The sequence below is a fragment of the Kocuria arenosa genome, from assembly GCF_042879215.1.
Classification (GTDB): domain Bacteria; phylum Actinomycetota; class Actinomycetes; order Actinomycetales; family Micrococcaceae; genus Kocuria; species Kocuria arenosa.
This window is the reverse complement of sequence record NZ_JBHZTA010000003.1, coordinates 21,065-46,292: the sequence shown is the minus strand read 5'-3', so window position 1 is coordinate 46,292 and position 25,228 is coordinate 21,065. Positions and strand designations below refer to the sequence as shown.

Sequence of the window (25,228 nt, the reverse complement as noted above, 5' to 3'; positions counted from 1 at the left end):
CGCCGCCGTACGGGCGCAGCGGACGCGCTGTCCCGAGAAGAAAGGATGAGCTGACATGCTGCAGCTGAGCCCGGTCCCCGTCCCCACCCGACAGAAGCCGGACCGGACCCGTCACCGCCCCATCGGGCCGCGGACGGTCTGGGCGGTCCTGCTGGGCGTGGCCCTGGTCCTGGCCGTCCGGGTCTGGTTGATCGACCCCGTGGTCGTCGCCTCGGACAGCATGGAGCCCACGATGGGGCAGAGGAGCGTGGCGCTGCTGCTGAAGCTCGACCCCGATCCCGCCGCGGTGTCCCCGGGCACCGCGGTCGTCTTCCCCCACCCCGATGACGGCAGCACGATCGTGAAGCGGGTGGTGGCCACCGGCGGACAGACCGTGGCGATCGAGGACTCCCGCCTCGTCGTCGACGGCAGGACGGTCGATGAGCCGTTCGTCGACCACAGCCGGATCGACGGCACCTACTTCGGCCCGGTCACCGTCCCCGACGAGCACGTCTTCGTCATGGGCGACAACCGGGGGGTGTCGGTCGACTCCCGGCACTTCGGCACCGTTCCCGCCGAGGACCTGGAAGCCACGGTCCTGCTGCCCCGGCCCTGAGTCCGCCGCCGCCCGACGGCAACCGCACCAGCGGGCCCGGGACATGCCACCCCCCTCGTCCCGGTCCCGCTCCTCCATGTCATGAACCAGGCATCTGCAAGGTATTTCCAAGACCCGCACCGTTGTCTGTTTGCACATGCACCAGCTGGGGGAGAAGGACATCCGATGAAAACCACGAAGAGGATCCGCGTGCCGGAGGGGACGGCGGGGGAGGGCGTCTCGCGCCGGGGTGTCCTCACCGGCGTGATGGCCGGCCTGGCCGCGCTGCCGGTCACCGGCCAGGCCCATGCCGCGCCCAGGGCTCCCGCACCCAAGGTTCCCGCACCCACGGCTCCCGCCACGGCCCGGGTGCTGAGCGCGGCCAGGTCGGGCCACGGTACGGGGGCGCCACGCGGCTCCGACATCGCGGTCACCGCGGGGCGGACCAAGGAGGGACGCTTCGGGGTCATGTTCAAGAAGCTCCCGGCCTTCGCCCCGAGCGACGACCTGCTGGCGGATCTCGCGCAGCAGATGGTCGACCGCACCCCGCCGCTGGCCGACGTCTCGCTGAGCAACGACGGGTTCGACAACCCGGACATTCCCGCCGGCTACGCCTACCTGGGGCAGTTCATCGACCACGACATGACGCTCGACAAGACGCCCATGCCGCAGCAGGACATGGACCCGAAGGGCCTCACCAATTTCGACACCCCCTTCTTCGAGCTGGGCTCCGTCTACGGCAGGGGGCCGGCCGCCGACCCCCAGCTCTACGACCCGGCCGATCGGCGCCGGATGCGCATCGGGCAGAACCACGACGGTTTCCCGGACCTGCCGCGCAACGCGGACGGCACCGCGATCATCGGGGACCACCGCAACGACGAGAACCTGATCGTCGCCCAGTTCCACCTCACCTTCCTGCAGCTGCACAACAGGTTCGTGGACGAGGGCAGGACGTTCCAGCAGGCGCAGCAGCTGACCCGGTGGCACTACCAGTGGCTGATCGTGCACGACTTCCTGCCCCGCATGGTGGGAAAGGGCCTGGTGAGCGGCATGCTCAGGCCGCGCCGGGGCGGACCGACCGGAGTGGACTGCAAGTTCTACAAACCCGGCAATCCCACCCGGCCCATGATGCCCATCGAGTACTCGGTGGCCGCCTACCGGTTCGGCCACAGCATGATCCGTGCCGAGTACGAGATGCACGACGCGGTCACCATTCCCTTCTTCGGGCACCCGTCGAACGACCTCCGCGGCTCCCGCCCGCTGCCGACCAGAGCCCGGGCCGACTGGAACTACTTCTTCGACGTCCCCGGGATGAGCGAACCGGACGACCGCAACATGACCCGGCTGATCGACACCAAGCTGGCGCTCCCGCTCGACGAGCTCCCGCCGACCGTGGTGCAGCACGTCGACGGCGCCATCCTCTCCCTGGCCCACCGGAACCTGCTGCGGGGCAAGCGGCTGGGCCTGCCGGCCGGCCAGGACGTCGCCAAGGCCATGGGCGTGGCCCCCATCCCCAACGACAGGCTCGGGCTCACGGACCCCGGCTGGAACGGCCGGGCACCGCTCTGGTACTACATCCTCAAGGAGGCTGAGCTGCTCGGCGGCAGGACGCTGGGTCCCGTCGGCGGGAGGATCATCGCGGAGGTCGTCCTCGGCATCCTCTCCCTGGACCGCACTTCGTTCCTCAACGCCCCCACCGGATGGGCGCCTGCGAGGACACCGTTCGAGTGCGGCGACTTCCTCGAGATGGCCGGTGCCCTCGAGAACATGCCGGTCGGCGACGAGGACGCAGAGGACGAGGGCGCAGAGGACGAGACGGAGGAGCCGCACGAGGACGAGACGGAGGTCGAGAGGGCGGGCTGAGCCCGTCAGGCACGGCCGGCATCAGCACACGCACAGGACCGTCCTGCCCCTCCGGGCAGGACGGTCCTGTGCGTGTCCCCCGTGCCGCGATCCGACGGCGGACCACGGCACGCAGGAACGGGGCCGGGCCCCTGCTCCGAGGGTTCTCGGAACAGGGGCCCGGCGGGGGATGATCTACTGCGTCTGTGCTGCTATCCGGCTGCGACCACCCCCTTTGCGGTGCCGCCGCGCGTCGACTCCACCAGGATGCTGGACACCCGCTGACCGGGGCCGGGCTTGGCCCGGTACTCCCAGTTGCCCAGGGTGTCCACCGGCGCCGAGGCGATCTTGACGGGCGTACCGGTGCTGGTGTTGTAGATGTTGACCGACGAGACCGGGTTCAGCAGCGTCGGAGCGCCGGCCACCACGGCCGTGCCGGAGAGCCGGATCTCCTTGCCCACCCGGTGCCGGGAGGCGGCGGCGGCGGTCACCGTGTCGTCGCTCTTCAGCGTGATCGTCACCGGATCGCTCCTGTTGCCGGCGGCGTCCATGACCACCAGCTGCAGCACCGGGTCCGTGTCCGGTGCCTTGGGCGCGGTGGCGGCGGCCGTCGTGAAGAACGGCACGGTCACCTTGGGCTTCGCCACGTCCGTCCGGTCGAACGTCACCTTGGGAGCGCTGGGATCCTCCTTCTGGGACCATTCGTACCTGACGACGCCGACGTTGTCCGTCGAACCGCTGCCGTCCAGCTCGGTCGCGACGGCGCGGGCGACGGAGGTCGACAGCGCGGCGACGGCAGCGGTCGGCTTCTCGGCGTCGTCGGCCGGCGTGCCGGTGCCTCCGCCCGCGCCTCCTTCGGTCTCCGTGACAGGACCGGGGTTCTCCCCTTCAGGGGGAGCAGGGACCGCGGCCGGTGACACCTCGCCGCCGGTGACCACCACGGGAACCGTGGCCTTGCCGGAGCCGGTCTCGACGGTGACGTGGACCGGGGGCGCAACGGTCTCGTACGAGCCCTCGTGGGTGCTGTCGGCGCCGGCCACCATGGTGCCGTCGAATCCCTTGACGCCGACGACCTTCGGGGTGGACCCGGGCGACGTCTTCGCCGTGACCGTCAGCTTCGTGCCGTCGTACGTGGCGGCGGTGGGGATGGAGACGTCGCTCACGCTCACGGTGCTGGTGCTCTGCGGGTCGTCGGTGCGGTTCGTGACGGTCACCTCGCTGGGTGCTGCGCCGTTGAGCTGGATGCGGGCATAGGCGAGTTCGGAGTCCCCGGGTGCCTTCTCCAGCGGAGTGGTCGGGATGTTCTGCCCGGACACCTCGAGGACATCGCCTCGGCTGGTCGCGAAGACGTCGAGGAAGCCGTCGTTCACGACGGCCTGCTCCGCCTTCACCCCCGTGTTGGTGGCGATCTTGCCCTGGACGGTGAACAGGTCGGTGCTCGCGGAGACGGCCGCGCCGGTCGCCGAGTTCGTGCCGGTCATGGAGAAGGTGTTCCGAAGACCCCCCACGATCCTGTGCGGGACGTCCGGGTTGCCGAGGTAGCCCGCGGGAGCCCCGGTGTCCCACTTCAGGAACGGGCCGAGGTTGCTCCCCAGCGGCGTGGTGAAGTTTCCGACAGCCGGAGCGATGTCCTCCACGAGCTTGGCGTTGCCCTCGGCGTCGGTGTCGACCTCGATGGTCCCGTACGGGTGCGGGAACGACAACGTGCTGTTGGCCGGCCCGTCCTTGACTACGAGTCGCTGGCGGGCGAACACCATCTGTTCCCCGGGCGCCACCTCGTTGCCGAAGGCGGCCTCCAGACCGAGCGTCAGCACTGCACTTCCCCCACCGGGAAGGTCCAGCTCGGAACCGGCCAGCATGTAGAAGATCTCGTGGGGGAAGTTGCCCGGCAGCGCGAGAGGCTGCTCCGGGTCGAAGCCCTCCTCAGGAGCCAGGCCGCACAGTGGGTTGCCGCCGTCGTCGCACAGTTCCAGGCGTGTCCCGGTCTTGTCCTCGTACCAGGCCGGGAACCCGTACTTGCTGTTCACCGGGCCGACGGCCTCCAGCTGATTCTTGTTCGTCTCGGTGACCTTGGTCGCGGCGGCCGATGCGCTGACGCCCGTGACCCCCAGGGCCAGGGCCAAGGACGCTGCGAGACCCCGGCGGACGTGAGATCGCCTGGGTGGGTCCCGGAAGAGCTCCCTGGGGCGGGTTGACGTGCTCATGATGTCTCCTCATAGAGCGGGTGGTGATAACACCGCAAATATGTGGATCGGCGCTTGGAAAAACCCTGTCGCACCTGCGCCGAACGACACGTTCGTCACAGCTTGCCGCCCGCCCGGCAGATGGCGACCACCCGCGCCCCGGCATCCGGAGCTGGTCGGGAGGGCTGCGCCGGACCGGCGTTCCGCGGGACACGGCCACCGATGACCTGCAGGGGAGGGGTGGGCCGGTGTCCGTCGCACCGCGCCGGCGGCACGGTGCGACAGCGCGTTCGCACTTGCGACGCACGACGTCACACCGAACCGGTGCGCACGTGGCGGTGCTCAGCCCCGCAACTGGGCCACGGCGTCGTCCTGGTCCAGGATGTCCTGGCGCATCTCGTCCTCGAGGAACGCCAGCAGCGCCCGGGACAGGTCCGTGTTCTCGGAGGCCACGGCGTCCCGGACCACGGCGGCCCGGAAGTTGTGGGCGAACGCGTCGACCGCGGTCTGGGACACGCAGCTGTGCGTGGAGATCCCGCACAGCACCAGGTGGGTGGCGCCCAGGTTGCGCAGCCGGGCCGCGAGGTCGGTGTCGAAGAACGCGCTGTCCCGGGTCTTGACGAGCCCCGTCCCGCCCTCGGTGTCGAGACCGGCCACGTATTCGGACTGCTCCGTGCCGGGGAACGCGAAGCCCTGCCCGTCGTCGTGCATGTTGACGGTCCACGTCGAGCGGTCCCGCTCGTGCTGGGTGCGGATCAGCAGGATCGGGCAGCCGCCGTCGCGGGCCGCCGCGATCAGCTCGTTGACCTTCTCCGTCACGGACTCCCGCTGCTCCTCGAGCTCGGGGAAGTCGAAGTACGAGTTCTGCATGTCGATGACGAGCAGGGCGGTGCGGCCTTGCTCCGGATGCTGGGTCATGGCGTCCTCTCGGATGCGGGGAGATCCCGAGGGGAACTCCCGTGGGCAACGATCTGATCAGCGAACTTACTACCAATGGGGTCGCGGTTCCACCCGTTCGGGGCTCCGGTAGCCTGAGGCGCATGGCCTATCACGCGGACGCCCTCGAGCCCGAGGGCAAGGAGATCCTCACCTGGGAACGCTTCGGTGAGGCGACCCAGGAGCTCGCCCAGAGCGTCGTGGACAGCGGCTTCCTGCCGGACATCATCATCGCCGTGGCCCGCGGTGGCCTGCTCCCGGCCGGGGCGCTGTCCTACGCGATGGGGGTCAAGCTCTCCGACGCCATCAACGTGGAGTTCTACACGGACGTCCACCAGACCCTGCCGGACCCCGTGCTGCTCGCCCCGATGCTGGACACCGAGTCCATCGCGGGCCGGAAGCTGCTCGTCGTCGACGACGTGGCCGACTCCGGGCGGACCCTCGCCCTGGTGCTGGAGCTGCTGCGCGGCCTGGGCGCCGAGGCGCGCTCAGCCGTCATCTACGGCAAGCCCCGCTCCGTGATCCGGCCCGACTACCTGTGGAAGGCCACCGACGACTGGATCGTCTTCCCGTGGTCGGCCGCCCCGCCGGTCACCGCCGGCTCCTGACCGCGTCCGGGCCGCGCCCCTCGCCGGAGACGCGCTCCGTCAGTGCAGCGCCGCGCGCACCCCGGGACGGCTCGCCGAGACGAGCCACACGACGTTGACCGCCACCAGGGCAGTGGTGCTCAGCGCGGGCAGCAGGTGCCCGCCCAGCAGGAACACCGCCAGGTCGAAGAGGTCGCCCAGCACGGCCAGGGAGCAGAAGACGATGCCGAGGATCCAGCCCCACTGCAGCTGCTCCCGCAGCGGGAACCAGACGAGTGCGTAGAGCGCCGTCGTCAGCACCACGCCGAAGAGCGCGAGCACGGCGGCCAGACCGCCTCCGGGCAGCCCCGGGACCCGCACCAGCTCCTCCATGCCGGGCAGGAGCGTGCTGGGACCCGCGACGGCCTGCACCAACGTGTCCGCCACGCTCACTCCGAGCGAGAGCAGCGTGAGCCGCAGGAGCAGCCGCAGCTGGGCGGTCATCGGCGGCCGGGGCGGAACCATCCCGGGACCTGGTGCGCCCGGTCCGCCGGGGAACTGCGGGGGCGGCCCGCCGTCCGGACGGTGCGGGCCGCCGGGACCGTGCGGGTGCTGGCTCATGGCCTGTGCCTCCTGGCGCGTGCTGGGTGTGCTCACCGCCGAACCTACCGCCCCCGGGGTCCGCCCGGCACGGGTTTCCACGGGGGCCTTCCACGAGCGCGTTCTGCGGGGCCTCTCCTGCGACGTGGATCACCCGGGGTAGGGTGGCACGGTAGGCACCGACGGCGCGACCGCTCGTCGGTCGTGCGCGCCACCGCGACGACCGACCAGCCAGGAGCAGCCGCGACATGACGACTCAGCACGACCGCACCGCCGCCCCCGACCGTCACCGCGCCGAGGTGATCGACGCGCCGCTGCGTGCGGACGTCCGCCGCATCACCACCCTGCTGGGGGAGACCCTGGCCCGCCAGCGCGGCGAGGAGCTGCTGGAGCTGGTCGAGGAGGTCCGCCGGCTCACCAAGGACGCGAAGGACGCGAAGGATGCCAAGGCCTCCGGGGCCGACGACGCCGCGGGCCAGGTCCGGGACCTGCTCGGCTCCCTGCCCCTCGACCGGGCGACGGACCTGGTGCGGGCCTTCGCCCACTACTTCCACCTGGCCAACGCCGCCGAGCAGGTGCACCGCGTGCGCGTGCTCGGCCGCCGCCCGGAGGACGAGGGATGGCTCGCCGCGGCCGTCACCGACGTCGTCGCCGAGGCCGGTCCCGACGCCCTGCGGGAGGCCGTGGGCAGCCTGGACGTCCGGCCGGTGTTCACCGCCCACCCCACCGAGGCCTCCCGGCGCTCCGTGCTGACCAAGATCCGGCACCTCTCCGACATCCTGGCCCGTGAGACCCCCGAGGGCTCCGCCGCGCGCCGCAGCCAGGACCGGCGCCTCGCCGAGCTGATCGAGCTCCTGTGGCAGACCGACGAGCTGCGCCAGAACCGGCCCACCCCGCTCGACGAGGCCCGCAACGCCCTGTACTACCTGCGGGAGGTCCTCATCGAGACCATGCCCGTGCTGCTCGCGGACCTCGAGGACCAGCTCGCGCAGCACGACGTGCACCTGCCGGCCGGCCCCCCGCCGCTGCGCTTCGGGTCCTGGATCGGTGGGGACCGGGACGGCAACCCCAACGTCACCCCCGAGATGACCCGCCGGGTCCTCCAGCTGCAGGGGCAGGCGGCCGTCGACATCGCCCTGAGCTTCCTGGACGTGCTCGTCTCCCGGCTGTCCCCCTCCACCGCGATCGTCGAGGTCGACCCCGAGCTCCGGGAGTCCGTGGAGCGGGACGTGGCGCACCTGCCCGGCCTGGACCCGCGGGTCCTGGACCTCAACGCGCAGGAGCCGTACCGGCTCAAGCTCACCTGCATCAAGGCCAAGCTGATCAACACCCGCCGCCGGTTCGCGGAGGAGACCGTCCACGAACCGGGCCGGGACTACCGGACCACCGCCGAGCTCGTGGCGGACCTCGACGTGGTGGCCCGCTCGCTGCGCCACCACGCGGGCGCGCTCGCCGCCGGCGGCTCGCTCGCCGCGGCGACCCGCACCATCGCCGGCTTCGGCCTGGGCCTGGCCACCCTGGACGTCCGCGAGCACGCCGACGCCCACCACGAAGCCGTGGGGCAGCTGCTCGACCGGCTGGGGGAGCTGGACCAGCCCTACGCGGACATGGACCGCGCCGCGCGCGCCGTGGTGCTCGCCGGGGAGCTCGCCGGCCGCCGTCCGCTCGCCCCGCCGGGGCTGTCCACGGGTGCCGTGCAGCTCGACGGCGACGCGGACCGGACGTTCGCCGTCTTCCGGGAGATCGCCCGGGCCCAGGAGACGTACGGCGAGGAGATCGTCGAGACCTACATCGTGTCCATGACCCGCGACGCGGACGACATCCTGGCCCCCGTGATCCTGGCCCGCGAGGCCGGGCTGGTGGACCTCACCGGCGCGCAGGACCGTGCCACCCTCGGCTTCGCACCGCTGCTGGAGACCGTCCAGGAGCTGCGCCGCTCCGCGGAGGTCATCGACGAGCTGCTCTCCGACCCGGCCTACCGTCGGGTGGTCGCCGCGCGCGGGAACATCCAGGAGGTCATGCTCGGCTACTCCGACTCCAACAAGGAGTCCGGGGTGATGACCAGCCGGTGGGAGATCCACCGGACCGAGCGCCGGCTGCGCGACGTCGCCGCCCGGCACGGCGTGCGGCTGCGGCTCTTCCACGGCCGCGGCGGGTCCGTGGGCCGCGGCGGCGGGCCCACCCACGACGCGATCCTCGCCCAGCCCAGCGGCGTGCTGGCCGGCGAGATCAAGTTCACCGAGCAGGGAGAGGTGATCAGCGACAAGTTCTCCCTCCCCGCCCTGGCCCGCGAGAACCTCGAGCTGTCCCTGGCCGCCGTGCTGCGCGCCACGGCGCTGCACCAGGATCCGCGCTCCACCGAGGAGGAGCTGGACCGGTGGGGCGAGGTCATGGACGTGGTCAGCGACGCGGCCTTCGCCGCCTACACGGGCCTGGTCGAGGACCCCGACCTGCCGGAGTACTTCCTGTCCGCGACCCCGGTGGAGCAGCTGGGTGCGCTGAACATCGGCTCCCGCCCGGCCAAGCGCCCGTCGTCGGACAAGGGCCTGTCCGGGCTGCGGGCGATCCCGTGGGTCTTCGGCTGGACGCAGTCCCGTCAGATCGTGCCCGGTTGGTTCGGGGTGGGCTCGGGCCTGCGGGCCGCCCGGGAGGCGGGGATGGAGGAGGACCTGCGCACCATGCTGGAGCGCTGGCACTTCTTCCGCTCCGTGATCTCCAACGTGGAGATGACCGTGGCGAAGACCGACCTGGAGATCGCCGCCCACTACGTCCGGGCGCTCGTGCCCGAGCGGCTCCAGCACGTGTTCGAGGCGATCCGCCGCGAGTACGAGCTCACCCTCGACGAGCTCTCCCGGCTCACCGGACAGGCGGAGCTGCTGGACGGCAACCCCACCCTGAAGCAGACCCTCGAGGTGCGGGACCAGTACCTCGACCCCATCTCCTACCTGCAGGTCGAGCTGCTCCGCCGGATCCGGGAGCAGGACGCCGAGGGCCAGGAGGTCGACGAGGGCCTGCAGCGCGCCCTGCTCATCACCATCAACGGGGTGGCCGCCGGCCTGCGCAACACCGGCTGACCAGCCGGGAGGCAGTCCGCGCGGTCTTCCGTGCGGCTCCCCGGGGTGCCACAGTGGCGGCATGAGGAAGCATGACCGCGGCCTGCTCCTGACGCTCAGCAGCATGCTGGAGGCGCCGCGTGACCGGGTCTTCCGGGCGTTGACCGATCCGGGCCAGCTGGCGAGGTGGTGGGGGCCCCACGGGTTCACGATGCCGGAGGCCGAACTCGACCTCCGGGTGGGAGGTGGTTACCGCTTCTCCATGCAACCGCCCGAAGGAGACCTGTTCCACCTCTCGGGCGAGTTCCTCGAGATCGACCCGCCGGGGCGCCTGGCCTGCACCTTCCGCTGGGAGGAGCCCACGGCGGACGACCAGGAGACGGTCGTCCGCCTGTCCCTGGAGGCCCGAGGCCGTGCGACGGAGGTCTCCCTGACCCAGGGGCCCTTCGTGACCGAGGAGCGGCTGGAGCTGCACCGCCGCGGCTGGACGGACAGCTTCGAGAGGCTGCGGGGACTCCTCGGGCCCGGCTCCTAGTCCCTTCCGGGTGGTGGGGACCTTTCGGCTGCGGGAGCCCTCGATGACCACCACGGCCGGGGACACCGCTGCTCCGCGTTCCGGCAGCCGGGCCCCCGGGCGGTCAGGGCAGGGGGAGGAGCAGGGCGAGGGCCCCGAGCACGGACAGTCCCGCCCGGAGGTGGTTGGCCCGCGTCCACGGCCGCGCGTACACGGACCACGCCATGGTCCGGTGATCGGTGCGTGCGAGCCTGGTGTTCAGCGGGACGTTGACCGCCATGGTCAGGATCCAGCCCGCAAGGGAGGCCAGGCCGCCCAGCACGCGGACCAGCGCACCGGGCTCGGACACGCCGGCGCCGACCACGGCCAGACAGGCGAGGGCGGTGCCGAAGAACAGCACCAGGAACGGCGCCCCGACCGCAGCCTGGTTGACCGCGATCATGGCCGAGGCCGCCTCCCCGGCGGGACGGCGCCGCAGCGCCGGCATCACCACCAGGGAGAACGCCAGGTAGAACCCGCCGACGAGGCCCGAGCCGACTCCGGCGGCGAGCACCAGCCACGCTTCCACGATCCGGGGTTCAGTCGCCGACGGCGTCACGGCCGCGGCGGACGATCAGCGGATCGGTGGGATAGACCACGTCCGGGTCCTTGTCCTCGTAGTCGAACTGGTCCAGGAAGAAGCGCAGCGCGTTGATCCTCGCCCGTTTCTTGTCGTTGGACTTCACCGTGGTCCACGGGGCGTGGTCGGTGTCCGTGCGCAGGAACATCTCCTCCTTCGCCTCGGTGTAGTCCTCCCACCGGTCCAGGGAGGCGAGGTCCTGGGGGGAGAGCTTCCACCGGCGCACGGGGTCGATCTGGCGGATCGCGAACCGGGTGCGCTGCTCCTGCTGGGTCACGGAGAACCAGAGCTTGGTGAGGTGGATGCCGGAGTCCACGAGCATCTTCTCGAACACCGGGGCCTGGTCCATGAACCAGGCGTAGTCCTGCGGGGTGCAGAAGCCCATCACGGGTTCCACGACGGCGCGGTTGTACCAGGAGCGGTCGAAGAGCACCATCTCCCCGGCGGTGGGCAGGTGGCGGATGTAGCGCTGGAAGTACCACTGCCCGGCCTCGCGGTCCGAGGGCTTGGTCAGGGCCACCACCCGAGCGGCGCGGGGGTTGAGGTACTCGGTGAACCGCTTGATGGTCCCGCCCTTGCCGGCGGCGTCCCGGCCCTCGAACACGATGACGTGCTGCAGGTCGTGGTCCTGTCCCCAGTACTGGAACTTCAGCAGCTCGATCTGGAGCTTGTACTTCTCGAGCTCGTACTCCTCCCGGCTCATCAGCTCGTCGTAGGGGTGGTCCTCCCGCCACGTCTCCACCGCCGAGCCCCCCGGGTCGATCAGCTCCGGGTCCTCCTCGTGCCCGTGGGGCACGGTGTAGCCCATCTGCGTGAGGTGGTCGATGAACTCCCGCAGGTTCTCCCGCACCGCCCACTGATCGGTGGGCATCCACTGCCGTTTTCCGTCGGGCATCGGCCGTTCCTCTCCGGTCAGGATCTCTTCAGCGCAGTGTAGGCGTGGTCATCCTGACCTGCTCGGGCGGCGGGCTCATGACCTCCCGGTGAACACCAGGAGGCCGGTCCGGTCGCCCCGCCGGTCCGTGGTCCCGCGGCGGGGCCGGATAACCGCCCGGCGAGCGCTCCCGGGCGGGGCCGCCCGTGGGGCGTCTACGGAGCCTGGTCCGCGGGTCCGTCGATGCCGACGCTGACGTCGTGGCTGACGGCGGTTCCGTGCTCCACCGTCCGCGAGACCGTGCAGTACTTGTCGTGGGAGAGGGCGACGAGGCGCTCGACCATGCCGGCCGCCTTGCGACCGGGCGCGTCGTCGGGGAAGGAGAGGTGGAACGAGAGGTGCAGGTCCTCGAGGCGGTTCGCGCCGTTCTCCTCCAGGATCTTCTGTCCCGTGGCCTCGACCCGGAACTCCGAGGGTTCCGCGCTGCGGGAGGTCGCGATGTCCACGTCGATGGACGAGCACCCGGCGATGGCGGCCAGCAGGAGCTCCACGGGAGACAGCAGGCCCTCGCCCCGGCCGAAGGCGATCTCGGCCCCCTCGGAGTTGCGGGCGGTGTAGTGGCCGGTGGCGGTGCGGGTCAGCTCGACGGAGCGTGGTGCGGGGTCGTTGATCTCACTCATGAGCCCATGATGCCAACCGCGCTCCCATGGGCCGACGGATTCCGAGAACGGTGCGCGCTGCGTGCCGCCTGGTCCGGGCCTCCCGTCACGGCGACCGGGTCGCGCAGAGGCGCGGCGGCCGCTGGCGGGGTGGTCGGTGCCAGGGTGTTTCCGGGCCGCGTGCGACTCACCACGCGCGGAAGGCCGGTACCGCGGCGCCCGCAGGAGCAACCGATCGGATCCTGATTGTGACGGGCCCGCTGCTGTGCTGGTAACGATCCGGTGGTTCCCTGTGCCCGTGTCCGGTGCGGGGCCCTGAGCGGCGGGCACCATGGTGCCACGGGCGTGCCATGTCGGGGCCCGCCTGCGTTTGCGCTCCAGCCACCGCTGCTGCCGTGGACAGCGTCCGACCCGTTTCCTGGCACTGTACGGCCTGTCCTCGGCACCACGATCCGAGGACCGATCATGCGTACTGCTCACTGTTGTGCCGCCGCGACCGCCGCGCTGCTCCTGGGTGTCGCCACCCCGGCGTCGGCCACCATGCACGAACCCGCCCCGCCCGAGGCCCCGCTGGAGGTGCAGTGGCCCCCCGCCAGCACCCAGGGGGCCTTCCGCCCCCTGCCCGACCAGTTCGCCCAGCCGGCGACCCTGCCACTGTGCGGATCCGAGGTGACGTTCAGTCCCGGGGACGTCAACACCACCGAATACCGGGCCCTGGTCACGGCCGCAGGGGACACCGTGGTGGAGTATCGCGGAACGATCACCGCCGACGTCACCCGCGCCTCGGACGGGGCGAGCCTGGACGAGCTCAGCATGGATGGGCGGTCCTTCGAGACCTATCACGCCGACGGCAGGACGGCGACTTTCGACTACCGCGGCTCGGCCCTGGTCATCGCCCTGGACCCCCTCGAGCTCGAGGTGTTCGAGGAGGCCGGGCTGCCACAGGCCTCGTTCTTCCTCTCCGGTCGCATCGTGGAGACGGTGACCTTGGAATCCACCCCCGGGCCCGATCAGGAGTACCCGCCGGTGGTCTCGGCCGAGATCACCGAGAACACCACCGAGCACGTCTTCGATCTGTGCGAGCTGCTCGACCAGGCTGCCGCGGGGCAACAGCGGCCCACGAACACTGCACCAACGTCCCCCTGAGGACCTGAGCGAGGGCGACGGGCGTCATCGCCGGAACACCACCAGCATCGGCTGCTGCCCCGGCATCGGTGGCAACTCCGCTGCGCTCCCGGAACACATCACGGGGGACGGTGCACATGACCACTTGGCTGCTGGACACCCTTGTCATCCATGTCGCCCAGCCGTGCGTCAGTGCCGGCAACTTCTTCGCGCACGAACTCACCGGGGGAGGGGTGGTGCCTCCAGGTCGCCTCTTGCCCATCGGCGCAGGACACGGACGCCGTGGGCGATCAATCACCTGGGAGTGCTCCGTGGCGACCGTCAGGCGCCGGCTCAGGCATGGACCGCGTGCTGGAAACGGAGCAGATTCTCCGGGTCGTAGTTCGCCTTGGCTGCCACGAGCCGGGCGTGGCCCTCGTCGGTCCAGGCGCGCGCCGAGCCTGGGTCCCCGCCCAGGGCACCTTGGAAGTTCACCAGTGTCCTGTCGGACACGTGGCCTTCCAGTGCGTCCAGCAGGCCGGTGATCGCGTGCGGGACCTGCTGGGCGGCCGGAGGCACCGCGAGACCGACCAGGTTGAGCAGGTAGGACCCCTCCCGGCCGGCCACCAGATCGGCCGTGCCCTCGGGGGCGCGGCCGAGAGCCCCGCCCAGGAGGCGGATCTCCACCAGCAGCAAGGGGCAGCCGGTTCCCGGTCCGGCGTGTGCCAGCAGCGCCTCGACGGTGGCCTCGCCCATGTCCTCCAGCAGCCGCCCGGCGTCGAGGTAGGGCAGGGGCACGGGCGGGTCCATGTGGATCGCATCCACGTCCCGGTAGCTCATGGGCCCCACCGTGTCCATCACCGGGTGGGAAACAGCCCGCATCGGTGACAGCAGCCGGGCCGACTCCTCCTCATCGGCTGTGCACGCGTAGCGCAGGTGGAGCACGAACTGGTTGCGCAGCGGTTCGGGGACGATGTCCATCTCCGGCAGCCGCAGCAAGGCGATCGAGGTGGAGGCTGTTTCTGGCAGGTCCGCGGACCACCGCGACCACGTGGTGAGCACTTCACGTGCGTCAGCGCCGGGATAGAAGATGCCCCCGCCGTAGAGACCATCCAGCGGGACCAGCTCGAACTCCATCGCCGTGACGATCCCGAGGTTGCCCTTGCCTCCGCGCAGCAGAGCGAACAGCTCGGGCTCGTGCTCGGCGTCGACCGTACGGTGTGCTCCGTCCACGGTGACGACGTCGAAGGAGCAGGCGCGGTCGGCGGCGAAGCCGAAGGTCCGTCCCAGGACGGGCATGCCCCCGCCGAGGGTGTAACCGACCACGCCGACGTCGGTCGTGGATCCGTTGAGGCCGACGAGGCCGTGCGGCACGGCGGCCTCGAGCACGGTGCGCCACCGTACGCCGGCGCCCACGCGCGCGGTGCGGGTGTCCGGGTCCACCGTGCACTCCTGCAGCCGGGCCGTGTTGATGAGCAGGCCTCCCTGCATGGGCCGGTCGGCGCCGTGGCCGGTGGCCTGCACACCGACGGGCACGCGATGGACAGCCGCCCAGGCGACGGCAGTGGTGACGTCGCCGGCGTCCGCCACTCCCACCACCACGTCCGGGCGGATCGCCGTCGCGAGGTTGTAGGCGGAGGTCTCCCGCTCGTAGCCATCGTCCTGCACGGTGAGCACGGGCCCGGTGACCTGTTGACCGAGCTCCGCCAGAGCGGCCGGGGAAATGTTGGACGAGCTCATCAAGGACTCCCTCTGGTGGTGCGCGCCCCGCGGAAACGGGCGGGGGGCATGCCTCAAGGGTGGCCCGGAACGCGTGGCGGCCGCATCAGCGCCGGCGTCACATCCGGACACGAACGACCCCGACAACCCCGATTCCGAGGCTCCGCCGCCGCCCGCCGGCAGTCGAGTCGGATGAGTCAGGCGTCGTACTGCGCAATGGGGTCGATCTTCACCGGTGGCTCGGCGAGGGCGAGTTCCCGTGCGATGGCCGGGATCTCGGGATCGGAGAGGAACCTCTGGTAGTCCTCGATCTTCCAGTCGAAGACGACCCACACCCGGTTGAGGTCATCGGGATCCCGGAACAGGTAGGCACCCTTGCACCCGTGCTCCTTCCGTTTCTCGACGCCGATGGTCGAGAAGGTGCCCAGGAACTGATCGAAGTCGGTGACCTGGGCGATAGTGGCGATCATTGCCCCTCCGCCTTTTCCTTGGAGTGCACTGTTGTCGGCATGCTCGACGAAGAACGGACTCCGGACTCGAGCCCGCCCAGCAGCTGGGCTACAGCTTTTCGCCGGGCAACCTGCTGGCCTGCTCAATCCAGGACCGCAGCGGGACTGCATCCAGCTCATCGGTTTCGCGGATGTCCAGGTAGCGCACCTCCGCGTGCTTGGAGGCCTTGGGCGGCACCGGATCCAGCGAGGCCCCCTTGAAGAACTGCACCTGCACATAGTTCGTGTAGCACCGGAACGACAGGAACCAGCCCTCGTCCTTGAACCCGTAGAACGGCTGGTTCCATTTCACGGCCTTGTGCACCTCGGGGACCGTGTGCACGATCAGGTCGTCGAGGTCTCGCCCGAGATCTTTTTTCCAACCGGGCATGGCCGCGATGTAGTCCTGCACCGGGCCGTCACCCTCACCCTTGGGGATCTGAGGGTTGCCCCCGAGAGCAGCTTCGGTCCCGCGTCTTCCTCATGGCGATCGTTCATCGGATCACGCCCCTTGAATCGGTCCGTGGCAGCTGCCGAGATGTGCCGTGCCGGCATCGACGCGACCCAGTCTAGTCCGGGCTCTCGCATCGGCCGCAGCGATGCCACTCGTGGTCGAGACCTGTCAGGGCGCGCGCCACGAGGTCGCCGCCCCCGGCAGTGGTCGCTTGCCTCGGGCTGGTGGCGCGACATGGCCCTCGGTGCCCTGGGTAGCAACGGTCCTGCCCGGTCTGCCAGTGGCGGCAACCTGCAGGGCGGACCGGCTCTGCGCGCAGTTGTCACGCATCGGGGAGGTCCGAGGCTGCAGCAGACGTTTCAGACGTCAAAAGTTGCAAGACGTCTCGTCGCTGTTCTTCCGGCGGACGCATGGTGCTGATGTCTCGGTGGAAGATGAACAGCTGATGACAGGTCTGACAGCCGGCTTCTCTTGTCTGGTGGGAAACCCTAGCCTGGAAGTGGACAGCGTCGTCGAGTATCCCCGCCGACACCTGAGCTCGTTGTAGCTCCTGGTGCACTCGACCACTTGAAGGACCACTGCCATGAGTGTCTGTGATCTGCTGCCCGTCCTGTCCGGCGCCGGGCCTGTGCCGAGCTCACCGGGCATCGGCGTCGGCCTTGTCTTCGATCCGATGCCCTGGGTCGATGTTTCCGAGCTGTCCCGCTACAGGATGCGCGTTGATCGGCCGGGGTTGAATCTGCGTGCCGGTGAGACGGTGCTGTGCGCCCCCTATGAACCCGCTGAGCTGGGCATGGTCGTGCTGGTGCATTGTGAGGCCGACGGGCACGCCCCCGGCGCTCTCGTCTCGACCGGCGATGTGGACTATCTCGAACCCGCCCTCGAGCCGGTGGTGCTGGGCGGATGGGACAAGCCCGGCACACGCTTCTGATGTCCTTGCCGGATTGCCGAGTCGGTGCACGCAGTACTGTCGCCGTGCGCGGTGTGGGGCCTGCCCACCAAAGCGCTCGCCTTGCCGGCTAGCTGCCTTCCTTCGGAGGTCATTCTCGACCAGCGTCATCCGCGGCGTCGATGAGCGGTGTGCTGGGTATGCAGAAAGCCGGACATGGGATGGTGTCCGGCCTTCTGTGTGGGAAATGCCTTCCGCCACAGCACCAGTGTGAAGCACCGTGAGGGTGGCTGACCAGAGGTTTCGTGCCGTGGCGGAAGCGCATGACCTGGCGAGTCCAGGGGAGGGCAGCTCGAAGAGGCGGGTTCCTCCGGGGGCAACTCCGCTCGGAAGTGCCTGGCCTGGCCGGGGTGGAGGGACGACTCGTCGGCCTGAGGCTGGGCTGAAAGGCGTCTTCTGGAGGGTGGATTCGCCTGCGGTCGCTGTGGTGTCGAGCTCGGGTGTGGCAGGGGCGGGGTGGCCCCCCGGCCACCCCGCCCCGTGCTGCTTCGTCGCGGACCATTGTCTGGCTCGCACCTCGGATCCCCCCGGAACCACGGTGCAACCGGTCGACGCGTCAGAAGCGGGAGGATGGTCTGATGCAGATCCCCTGTCCCCCTGATAGGCCAGGATGCTCGTCCCCGCCCCGTCCGGCAATTTCGGGGATGTGGTGGTGTTCACAACAGGACACATCAATGTGCAGTTGTGAATAGCGGTGGCCGGGGCGGGCTGCGGAGCGAGAAGGGCTGGTCTGTGCGCAGGATCAGCCGCAGACGTCTGCGGTTTCGCCCCTGAGATCATCGAGCACCCACTCCGAGAGCTGACCGGCCGGAACGACGAACGTGTCCTCTCGCAACAGTTGCGCCTCCTGGGCCGAGAGGGGCGCCTCACTGGCCTCGGTGTCATGGACGGCCAGTGCGATGACGTAGCCGGCGGCCAGGTGGGCGGCCCAGGCCTGATGGCCGGCGTAGCAGGGGTGGTCGGGGTCGGGGCTGCGCGCTTCCAGCCACCGGGCCGGCTCCAGTAGGGCGGACGTGGTGGGCATCAGATGCTGGTGCAGATCCCAGGTGACCTCGGCCCAGCGGCCCGCGGGGGTGACCGCCATGGGGTAGTAGGTGGCGACCCACTGGGTGGGAGAGGCGAGGTGCAGCTCGACGGCCAGAGCCCCAGGTGCAGAGGTGGTCATGCGTTTTTCCTGTTTGCAGACGACGGATTGTCTCGTGGTGGCGACCTGGGGCGGGGTCGCGCCGGCGGGCCGGAGGGAGCTCGGTGATGATTGACCAGGGTAGGCCCTGGGCTGATGACTATGGAAGCAGGCTGAGCAATGTGACATCGGGTCGTGTTCCAAGCCAAGGGATGCGAGATGTCTCGTGAGAGCATTTCTCGGTTTGGTCCTCCTGGAGCCTGGCGGGCAACCGCGCGCCTTCTTCTGGCCAAAGAGGGATCTCAGGAGTCGGGATGGCGCAGTACGTGGGGAATGCCTGCCGGATTGCTGATCCAGTGCGCCTGCAGGCCGGTCGGGAGCGCCTCGAGCTCGTCCTGGGTGGGCACCCCGTGCTGGGCCAGGTGCTGGGTGGCGGTCTCGACGTCGTCGGTGAACAGCTCCAGCCAGATCTCGGCCTGGGCGTAGTTGTCCACTCGGTCCAGCCACAAGGTGACCGGACCGAACGGAATGGACACGCTTTGGGGCACCGTCCCGTCCAGGCTCTGGCTGGGCACTTCGGTGACCTCCATGTTGAGGACGTCGCGGTAGAACGCCACCGTCGCCTCGAACTGGGCCTTGGGCAGTTTCATGGCAAGGTTGAGTCCTCCGCGGAACTGCGGGCTCATGATGTCTCCTCGTGATCGTGATCGTGATCGTGATTGTGCTGGTGCTGCAGGTGTTCCTGCAGGTTCTTGGGTGACAGGCCAGGGCTGGCCCTGAAGGGGTCTGTTGAAAAGATCAGCTGGTTCCTGCGGCGATGAGTCCGACGCCGGCGGAGATCAGTCCGATGGTGAGCACGGTGCCGCCGGCGGGGATGAGGTGACGCAGCCGGTTGGGTTTTTTCGGGTCTTGACCGATGACGCTGAGGAAGAATCCTGCCGGCATGAGGATCGCCGCCCACAGGACGCCGTTGGACAGGTGCGCCAGCAGGGGAGCGACCGGTGCCTGTGCGAGATACAGCTGGACGACCAGTCCGAGGATGACAAGCACCCCGGCGTGGGCGTGTCCGGCCCGGTAATAGGTCCTCTGCAGGTCGTTGGCCGGTGCTGTGCCGTTGACGATGCGCAGCAGGAACGACCCGCCGTAGGCGATGGCCACGACCGTGAGCAGGATCGTGCCGGTCGAGATGAGCTGTGCGTTGTCCATGTCGTTCACCTTGTCGTCCGGGGTGACTGGTGCCGCCAGGGCAGTAGCCCAGCCGTGAGGGTGGTCGCGGTCGTCAGGGCGAGATGGAGACGGGGATCGGTGAACCAGATGCTCCGCGGTGGCACGGCGACCCCCAGGGCCCTGTCGGGCTCCACCCCGGTCAGTACCGGAGCGGTGGGTGTGTTCATCCACGCGGTGAGGGCCGGGGCCCAGCGGCTCGTACCGGGCATCAGGTCGTGTCCCATAGCCGCCACGATGGTCGCGGTGAGCGGTGTCTCCAGGGTGGAGGAAAGTCTGCGGTAGGCCGCGTTGACGGGCACGGTCGAGTCCGCTGCCCCCCAGATTGCGTGCACGGGAACCTGGATGTTCTCCAGTCGTGGGGTGGAGTCGAAATCGAGATAGTCGAGGATGGTGCGTCCTGCGGCCAGCACGCTGGCCGGGATCCGGCGCAGGCCTGGTGGTGCGTCAGAGATACGGCGGTCGACGGTCCAGGAGATCTGCTCCAATGGGCTGACGACCGGGGCGGAGACCAGCACGGCGAAGTCGATCGGGGTACCCGGCTCAGCGGCCGCTGCAGTGACGACCCATCCGCCTTCACTGATTCCCAGCAAGCCGATCCGATCGATCCCTGTCTTCTGCCTGAGGGTGATGACGGCCGCCGGGGCGTCGGCGCCGAGCTGATCGTAGTCACGGTGGGTCAGGGAATAGTCGCCGGCGCCCTTGTCGTAGGTCAGCGCCGCCACGCCCCTGGCCGCCAGCTCATCGGCCAGGGGCAGGAGCTGGCGACGGGTCGAGGGTCCCGAGCCGCCGACCAGAACCACCCCCGTGGTCGCAGGCTCTGGGCCGGCAGGGGAGACGAGCGCGGCCGAGGTGTCCCCGCCGATGAGTGGGACAGCGACCTCGGTGTGGATGACCTCGAGGTCGGGCGTCGCCGGCGCCTCCACCAGGTGATCGGGGTGGAGCTGTTCCAGTGCTCTGCGCTGTTGCCAGCCGGGATCCAGCTGCGCGGTGATGACGATCGTGGCCGCACTCGTGGACAGGACCACGGCGGTCACCACGGCCACGGTGTGCAGCAGCCGGCCCATCACGCACCGTCGTTGCGAGCAGGGGAGCCGTAGAGCATTCCCGCTGCGCGTCGGGTGATGGAGGACAGATCCCCGCCGGCGACCAGGTCCCGGATGCGGGCCCGGTCGAGGTTTCCCGTCAGGGCGAGAGTCGCCAATCCGTGCACCAGCGACCAGGCGGCGATGACCGCAGCCGCAGCATCCTCCTGGGCATCCGGGGCGCTCAGAGTATCGACGCCGATGCGCAGCTCGGCGAAGGCGCCGTCGGAGGCCTCCACGAACGCCGGATCGTCGGTGTCCAGCAGTGAGGGATCGAACATCACCGCGAAGTGGGCCCGGTGCTCCAGGGCGAACTCCACATAGGCCACCCCCAGCTCCAGGAAAGGAGCTCTCTCCCGCCGCAACTGGGAGAGGCGGTCACGCAGCTTCTCGAAGCCTTCGGCGGCGATCGCCGTCAGCACTCCCCGGCGACCGCTGAAGTGATAGCGCGGGGCGGTGTGACTGACTCCGATGTCCCCGGCGATCGCCCGCAGGTTCAGCGCCGCCGGACCGTCCTGGGCCACCACCTCCAAGGCGCGATCCAGCACTGCCCGTCGCAGGTCTCCGTGGTGGTATGCATTCATACTCGAACTTTATGACGGAAAGTTTCCATCGTATAGATGCGGTGATGGGAGAGCACCCCCTTCCCACTACCGAATGTCTTTCAAGCGATGGGATGCGAGACGTCTCGTCCAAGAAATTTGCGCCCGCATGTTGTGAACCGCAGCGACAAGTGGCGGTGTTCTGGCGGAGCTAAATGGCGGCGTCGAGGTCTTGCCTCCCGATCGGAGTCGTCGGACCGGCCGAGCTCGAGGTGATCGACGTGTTGATCGCTCTCGGGCGACCGTCCCACGTCCTTGGTAGTGGGACGGTCTGGACTGAGTTTCTTCTTCGAGGTCCATGGTCGGCGAGTCGTGTCCCATAAGTTAGGTCAAAAGCGATGTTTTATTTAGTTCGTACGGAGTCGAGTTCCGGAACGCTGACCGCATGGATTTAGGGTACGCGCGGGTCTCGACGGCCAAACAGGACCTCGACCGGCAGATCGATGCCCTCCGGCAGGTCGGCATCGCGCCCGAGCGGATCTATGTGGACAAGAAGTCCGGGGCCACCACCGACCGCCCCGGGCTGACCACGGCCCTGGCCTACGCCCGGGAGGGCGATGTGATCGTGGTGCACACCCTGGACCGGCTCGGGCGCGCCGTGCGCGACACTCTGAATCTGATCCACGACCTCGCCGAGCGAGGGGTCGGGGTCCGCAATCTGGCGGACCCGATCAAAGTCGACTCCACCAACCCCAACGACCCGATGGCTCAGCTGGCGGTGGTGCTGCTGGCGTTGTTCGGGCAGATGGAACGCACCTACACCCTCGAGCGCGCCGCTCACGCGAGGGCGGTGGCCACCGCCAAGGGCCGGCGGATCGGGCGGCCCTCGGTGGTGGACCCGGACAAGCTGGCCTACGCGGCGCATCTGCGCGAGAGCGGGCACACGATCGCGGAGATCGCGGCCAAGACCGGGATCACGCGCACCACCCTCTACCGCCACCTCCCACCCCGGCCCCCGGAGCCGGTGACCGCTGGGCCGGTCACTGTCGCCGAGTCCGATCCCGGTGCGACGGCCTGACGGGGGTCACTTCCGTGGAGGGCCTGCCGAGATGCCGTCGCCGGTGATCGGCGTCGACAGCCGGCTGCAACCGTCTCTCAGCTTTTGGTGGGGAACGGGGAGTGATGCTCGTGGGCGATCAACCACTGCTCGTTGCTGTTCACGAAGACCAAGGTCGATCGGGTCCGGCCCGAGGCGACTTCCCCCTCGACCCGGCAGTCCCACACGAAAATCCCGGTGGTGATCGCCACGGGGCCGAACACATCGATCTTCAGGTCATCGAACCGGCCGTGGAAGTCCTCCATCCCGGTGAACTGCTCCGCCTCCAGCCGCATACCGGTTTCGGCGTCCTGGCGGTCCAACGGCTCGACGTCGTCGAACTTCGTGAACTTCGGTCCCGCCAGATGGTAGGACGCCAGACGGTCGAAGTCCTTGGCTGCCACAGCATCCAGGACCTGCTCGATCCGCGCCTGCACGGAAGCCTGCGCGGACTCACAGGGATCAGCGATGATGTCCATCAGTTCCTCCCGGAACGCCTTCCGCAGCACCGTGTTAGCCCTCGGCAGAGTCAGTCGGCACCGCGGTCACGCCATGGTTGCTCTGCACCCTCACCATCGTCCTCCGGAGCCACCACCCCCCACCACCCGGGGCTGCATCACAATCTGGCTCCGCCCGAGCGTGGCGACCTCGACGAGTGGGTCGGACACGCCGTGGCTGTCCAAGGCGATAACCGTCTGGGTCGGTGGAGGCTTTCCTCGCTTTCGGGCCTGGGGGATGCGAGCCACCGGCCAAGCCGTGGGTTCGCCTTGTATATTGGGGCCGTGAACTTCTGCCGCAACCACCCAGAGCAACGCCAACGCGTGCTGCTTGTTGAGCGGCGACGGCGCTAGCTCCTTCGCGTTCCCGCTCAACACCATTCCGGCGTGGTGTAGCGGCAACACGGCTGACTTTGGATCAGCAATCCGAGGTTCGATCCCTCGCGCCGGAGCTTTCAAAACCCCTGGCTCTCACTTTGCTCGTTGTGTTCCCCAGCGATTCTTTCCCCTGACGCTCCACGAATACTTATGGCTCGGAAGCTGCGGCTACGTCCGGGGTGATAGATCACGGGGTGTCTTGGTGCGTGGGCAGGACCAGCTGCGCACCCCCGGGGTTTTCACCCGGGGAATCCGCGAGCACCCGTTCCAGCGGTCACCGCTGGAGGTGAAGGCGGTTTACTCCTCCCCGTCGGGTGGGGGAGAACGGCTTCATAAACACATGAAGATGCACGGACCTCTATCGGTGGGCCGGTTCGTCCCGGCACAGTAGCGCCATGACGTCGGGGATAGCCTGTGCGGTGAGTGGGTGCGGTCAGGAAGCCGTGACCGTCCTTCCGGTGGTGGCCTGGACGGCGGCGACCTTTCCGGAACTGACCACGGCACCGCTGCATCAGTACTGTCCCGTCCACGAGCCGTTGATCAGTGACCGCTACGCGGCCGCGGTGGACTGGACGGTGTGCCGGGACAGCGCCGAAGGTCACCGCCTGGACCCGCAGACGGTCCAGCAGATCTGCGCGCACCTCCAGGCGATGAGGACCCCGAAGGCTCAGGCGGTGCACACCGCCCTCATCCGCATCACCGGGGCCCCCTGAGTCCGGGCATCCTTGCCGCGGATCGGTGCAGGCGCTTCCTGGTCCCGGCACGCGCCTGGGGTTCCGCGGATCCTGGTGGGTTCGGGGGTGTGCGCTCAGGCGCCGGCACGGTGGGCGAGGTGCTCGAGAACGCGGCGGGTTTTGGTTTCCTGACGGCTGAAGCGGTTCAGCCCGCGGGCGGCTACGGCGGTCGAGAAGGCGATCAGGCGATCGAGTGGGTCCTCCTCGCTGCCTGCTTCGAGCTGGATCGACAGCTCGAGGAAGTCCAACCCCTCGAGGGCCCATCGCTCCACCATCGTGGTGAACTTCCCGACCTCCACGTCCTTCCACCGGGTGGCCTCGATGGGGCCCAGGGCAGTGAGCGCGTCCAGGACCACACGAAGATCGGCGCAGGCGGCCAGGAACTTGTGGTGGTGCTCGCTGAACACCTCCTGGGGTGGGAACCCGCCCCGGAGACTGTCTCGGGGTGCCTGCCCTGGTGTCAGCCGATCGGGGTGGATGTCGACCTTCAAGGAGGCGGCCAGGGACCGTCGTGTCCCCGCCCAGTCCTCCTCGATGCGGTACTCGTAGCCGTCGGTCTCGTCATCTGCCGTGTGCGCTCGGTCCCAGGGGCGGGGCAGCTGCGTGCGGCGTGCCGGGCGCAGTTTCACGGTGGCGTCGGCTTCCCAGCTGCCGTTCTTCTTCTCGTCGAGGCGGACCCGGAAGATCTGTCCGGTCTCCAGCATCGGCAGGTGCTGGGGCAGACCGGGGGTGAGGTCCTCGAGGAACCAGATCCGCCGAGCCCGGCCGCCAGAGAGCTCCAGGTCCTGCACGGCCTTGTCGACGGTGCCCGGGGGAGACTCGGCAGGATCGCCGCCGACGGTGATCTTGATTTCGATCGGGTGTTCCAGGGGCATGGTCGGCTCCTTCGGCGCTGCAGGCCCCGAGGCGCACACGGCTCCCGGACCGTTGGGTGAGTAATGCGGCGTGACGCCCGCCTGGTGATTGCCCGGTCGGAGCGACCCTCAAGCCAACCCGCAGGTGGGATGGCTCCAGAAGACCTGCGGGAAGGAACGCGGGCAGACTGCGGCTGGTCGGTGAGGAAACCGGGGCGGGACAGCTTCTCAGCTGTCCCGTCCCGCCGTGCTCCCGGATCGTGCGGCCGGTGGCCCGTCATCCCCCCGGAAGCGGGTGCGGCCGCAGGACGCGGTGACGGAGTTCTTCGGCGACCACCCGGTGTATCGCCAGGTCACGTCAGGATGGGCCCGGTGCGCCGACGGGTCAAGAGCGACCGGGATCATGACATATCCGGCCCAGCTGGGAGGCACTGCGGTGACGTCCTGCCGGCAAGACTGCTGTGACAGCGAGCAAATTGCGGTGGATGAAATCCGGTGCCGAATGGAGCCGATAACGGCGAAGTGGGCGTCTGGGAAAGCAAGGGTTATGAGATGACAAGC

At 69.3% G+C, this 25,228-nt stretch carries 25 protein-coding genes and 1 tRNA gene; 10 read left to right on the top strand and 16 right to left on the bottom strand.

What is annotated here, in order from left to right; translation table 11 throughout:
• Nucleotides 1-55 precede the first annotated feature (55 nt).
• Together lepB and ACFYE3_RS06215 are read left to right on the top strand one after the other, a co-directional pair.
• Complete coding sequence (lepB, locus tag ACFYE3_RS06220) at nt 56-595, top strand: signal peptidase I (RefSeq protein WP_387607092.1); 540 nt, start codon at nt 56-58, stop codon at nt 593-595.
• A gap of 165 nt (nt 596-760) precedes the next feature.
• A complete protein-coding gene (locus tag ACFYE3_RS06215; protein ID WP_387607089.1) occupies nt 761-2,437 on the top strand; it encodes a peroxidase family protein in 1,677 nt (558 codons plus the stop codon).
• A 191-nt stretch (nt 2,438-2,628) separates the two neighbouring features.
• On the opposite strand, the gene ACFYE3_RS06210 is transcribed toward ACFYE3_RS06215, so the two are convergent.
• Both ACFYE3_RS06210 and ACFYE3_RS06205 read right to left on the bottom strand, forming a co-directional pair.
• Entirely contained in the window at nt 2,629-4,620 is a 1,992-nt protein-coding gene (locus tag ACFYE3_RS06210) for a hypothetical protein (RefSeq protein WP_387607087.1), read from the bottom strand.
• Nucleotides 4,621-4,941: 321 nt separating this feature from the next.
• Nucleotides 4,942-5,517 (bottom strand): cysteine hydrolase family protein, encoded by a 576-nt coding sequence (locus ACFYE3_RS06205; RefSeq protein WP_387607085.1) that lies wholly within the window; start codon nt 5,515-5,517, stop codon nt 4,942-4,944.
• 122 nt (nt 5,518-5,639) lie between these two features.
• On the opposite strand from ACFYE3_RS06205, the gene ACFYE3_RS06200 reads away from it, so the two are divergent.
• Nucleotides 5,640-6,143 (top strand): phosphoribosyltransferase, encoded by a 504-nt coding sequence (locus tag ACFYE3_RS06200; protein ID WP_387607083.1) that lies wholly within the window; start codon nt 5,640-5,642, stop codon nt 6,141-6,143.
• Between the two features lie 39 nt (nt 6,144-6,182).
• On the opposite strand, the gene ACFYE3_RS06195 is transcribed toward ACFYE3_RS06200, so the two are convergent.
• Nucleotides 6,183-6,722: a hypothetical protein gene (locus tag ACFYE3_RS06195; protein WP_387607082.1), complete on the bottom strand. Its 540-nt coding sequence runs from the start codon at nt 6,720-6,722 to the stop codon at nt 6,183-6,185.
• 227 nt (nt 6,723-6,949) lie between these two features.
• Here ACFYE3_RS06195 and ppc point away from each other — a divergent pair, with 227 nt between their 5' ends.
• Nucleotides 6,950-9,775 carry a phosphoenolpyruvate carboxylase gene (gene ppc / locus ACFYE3_RS06190; RefSeq protein WP_387607079.1) on the top strand — a complete coding sequence of 942 codons (2,826 nt, stop codon included), beginning with the start codon at nt 6,950-6,952 and terminating at the stop codon, nt 9,773-9,775.
• 61 nt (nt 9,776-9,836) lie between these two features.
• A complete protein-coding gene (locus tag ACFYE3_RS06185; protein WP_387607077.1) occupies nt 9,837-10,289 on the top strand; it encodes an SRPBCC family protein in 453 nt (150 codons plus the stop codon).
• 103 nt (nt 10,290-10,392) lie between these two features.
• On the opposite strand, the gene ACFYE3_RS06180 is transcribed toward ACFYE3_RS06185, so the two are convergent.
• The 3 genes from ACFYE3_RS06180 to ACFYE3_RS06170 form a co-directional block, all read right to left on the bottom strand.
• A complete protein-coding gene (locus tag ACFYE3_RS06180; RefSeq protein WP_387607075.1) occupies nt 10,393-10,836 on the bottom strand; it encodes an anthrone oxygenase family protein in 444 nt (147 codons plus the stop codon).
• A 10-nt stretch (nt 10,837-10,846) separates the two neighbouring features.
• Complete coding sequence (ppk2, locus tag ACFYE3_RS06175) at nt 10,847-11,782, bottom strand: polyphosphate kinase 2 (RefSeq protein WP_387607072.1); 936 nt, start codon at nt 11,780-11,782, stop codon at nt 10,847-10,849.
• A gap of 194 nt (nt 11,783-11,976) precedes the next feature.
• Nucleotides 11,977-12,441 (bottom strand): OsmC family protein, encoded by a 465-nt coding sequence (locus ACFYE3_RS06170; RefSeq protein ID WP_387607071.1) that lies wholly within the window; start codon nt 12,439-12,441, stop codon nt 11,977-11,979.
• Between the two features lie 444 nt (nt 12,442-12,885).
• Here ACFYE3_RS06170 and ACFYE3_RS06165 point away from each other — a divergent pair, with 444 nt between their 5' ends.
• Nucleotides 12,886-13,566, top strand: a complete 681-nt coding sequence (locus ACFYE3_RS06165; protein ID WP_387607069.1) for a hypothetical protein — start codon at nt 12,886-12,888, stop codon at nt 13,564-13,566.
• Between the two features lie 312 nt (nt 13,567-13,878).
• Here ACFYE3_RS06165 and ACFYE3_RS06160 read toward each other — a convergent pair whose 3' ends face one another.
• From ACFYE3_RS06160 to ACFYE3_RS06150, 3 genes are all read right to left on the bottom strand, one after another.
• A complete protein-coding gene (locus ACFYE3_RS06160; protein ID WP_387607067.1) occupies nt 13,879-15,264 on the bottom strand; it encodes an FAD-binding oxidoreductase in 1,386 nt (461 codons plus the stop codon).
• Between the two features lie 176 nt (nt 15,265-15,440).
• The gene (locus ACFYE3_RS06155) at nt 15,441-15,713 is read right to left on the bottom strand and encodes a hypothetical protein (protein WP_387607065.1); all 273 of its coding nucleotides are present in this window, start codon (nt 15,711-15,713) and stop codon (nt 15,441-15,443) included.
• A gap of 88 nt (nt 15,714-15,801) precedes the next feature.
• A complete protein-coding gene (locus ACFYE3_RS06150) occupies nt 15,802-16,143 on the bottom strand; it encodes a DUF1801 domain-containing protein (protein ID WP_387607063.1) in 342 nt (113 codons plus the stop codon).
• A gap of 625 nt (nt 16,144-16,768) precedes the next feature.
• Between ACFYE3_RS06150 and ACFYE3_RS06145 the strand changes: the two genes are divergently transcribed.
• Nucleotides 16,769-17,116: a hypothetical protein gene (locus ACFYE3_RS06145; protein WP_387607062.1), complete on the top strand. Its 348-nt coding sequence runs from the start codon at nt 16,769-16,771 to the stop codon at nt 17,114-17,116.
• A 760-nt stretch (nt 17,117-17,876) separates the two neighbouring features.
• Here the strand turns inward: ACFYE3_RS06145 and ACFYE3_RS06140 are convergent.
• The 5 genes from ACFYE3_RS06140 to ACFYE3_RS06120 all read right to left on the bottom strand — a co-directional run bounded on the left by ACFYE3_RS06140 (nt 17,877) and on the right by ACFYE3_RS06120 (nt 21,150).
• Nucleotides 17,877-18,299 (bottom strand): hypothetical protein, encoded by a 423-nt coding sequence (locus ACFYE3_RS06140; protein WP_387607060.1) that lies wholly within the window; start codon nt 18,297-18,299, stop codon nt 17,877-17,879.
• A gap of 260 nt (nt 18,300-18,559) precedes the next feature.
• Nucleotides 18,560-18,943: a VOC family protein gene (locus tag ACFYE3_RS06135; protein ID WP_387607058.1), complete on the bottom strand. Its 384-nt coding sequence runs from the start codon at nt 18,941-18,943 to the stop codon at nt 18,560-18,562.
• Between the two features lie 112 nt (nt 18,944-19,055).
• Nucleotides 19,056-19,463, bottom strand: a complete 408-nt coding sequence (locus tag ACFYE3_RS06130; RefSeq protein WP_387607055.1) for a hypothetical protein — start codon at nt 19,461-19,463, stop codon at nt 19,056-19,058.
• Between the two features lie 5 nt (nt 19,464-19,468).
• The gene (locus ACFYE3_RS06125; RefSeq protein ID WP_387607053.1) at nt 19,469-20,548 is read right to left on the bottom strand and encodes an alpha/beta hydrolase family protein; all 1,080 of its coding nucleotides are present in this window, start codon (nt 20,546-20,548) and stop codon (nt 19,469-19,471) included.
• Nucleotides 20,548-21,150, bottom strand: coding sequence for a TetR/AcrR family transcriptional regulator (locus tag ACFYE3_RS06120; protein ID WP_387607051.1), 603 nt, complete (start codon nt 21,148-21,150; stop codon nt 20,548-20,550). The genes ACFYE3_RS06125 and ACFYE3_RS06120 overlap by 1 nt, the downstream gene beginning before the upstream one ends.
• A gap of 403 nt (nt 21,151-21,553) precedes the next feature.
• On the opposite strand from ACFYE3_RS06120, the gene ACFYE3_RS06115 reads away from it, so the two are divergent.
• The gene (locus ACFYE3_RS06115) at nt 21,554-22,186 is read left to right on the top strand and encodes a recombinase family protein (protein ID WP_387607048.1); all 633 of its coding nucleotides are present in this window, start codon (nt 21,554-21,556) and stop codon (nt 22,184-22,186) included.
• Nucleotides 22,187-22,263: 77 nt separating this feature from the next.
• Here ACFYE3_RS06115 and ACFYE3_RS06110 read toward each other — a convergent pair whose 3' ends face one another.
• A complete protein-coding gene (locus ACFYE3_RS06110) occupies nt 22,264-22,683 on the bottom strand; it encodes a nuclear transport factor 2 family protein (RefSeq protein WP_387607045.1) in 420 nt (139 codons plus the stop codon).
• A gap of 399 nt (nt 22,684-23,082) precedes the next feature.
• Here ACFYE3_RS06110 and ACFYE3_RS06105 point away from each other — a divergent pair.
• Nucleotides 23,083-23,153, top strand: a tRNA-Gln gene (locus ACFYE3_RS06105).
• A 369-nt stretch (nt 23,154-23,522) separates the two neighbouring features.
• Nucleotides 23,523-23,792, top strand: coding sequence for a hypothetical protein (locus tag ACFYE3_RS06100; protein ID WP_368823689.1), 270 nt, complete (start codon nt 23,523-23,525; stop codon nt 23,790-23,792).
• Nucleotides 23,793-23,887: 95 nt separating this feature from the next.
• Here ACFYE3_RS06100 and ACFYE3_RS06095 read toward each other — a convergent pair whose 3' ends face one another.
• On the bottom strand, nt 23,888-24,688 hold the full coding sequence (locus tag ACFYE3_RS06095) for a hypothetical protein (protein ID WP_387607043.1): 801 nt from the start codon (nt 24,686-24,688) through the stop codon (nt 23,888-23,890).
• Between the last annotated feature and the right edge of the window lie 540 nt (nt 24,689-25,228).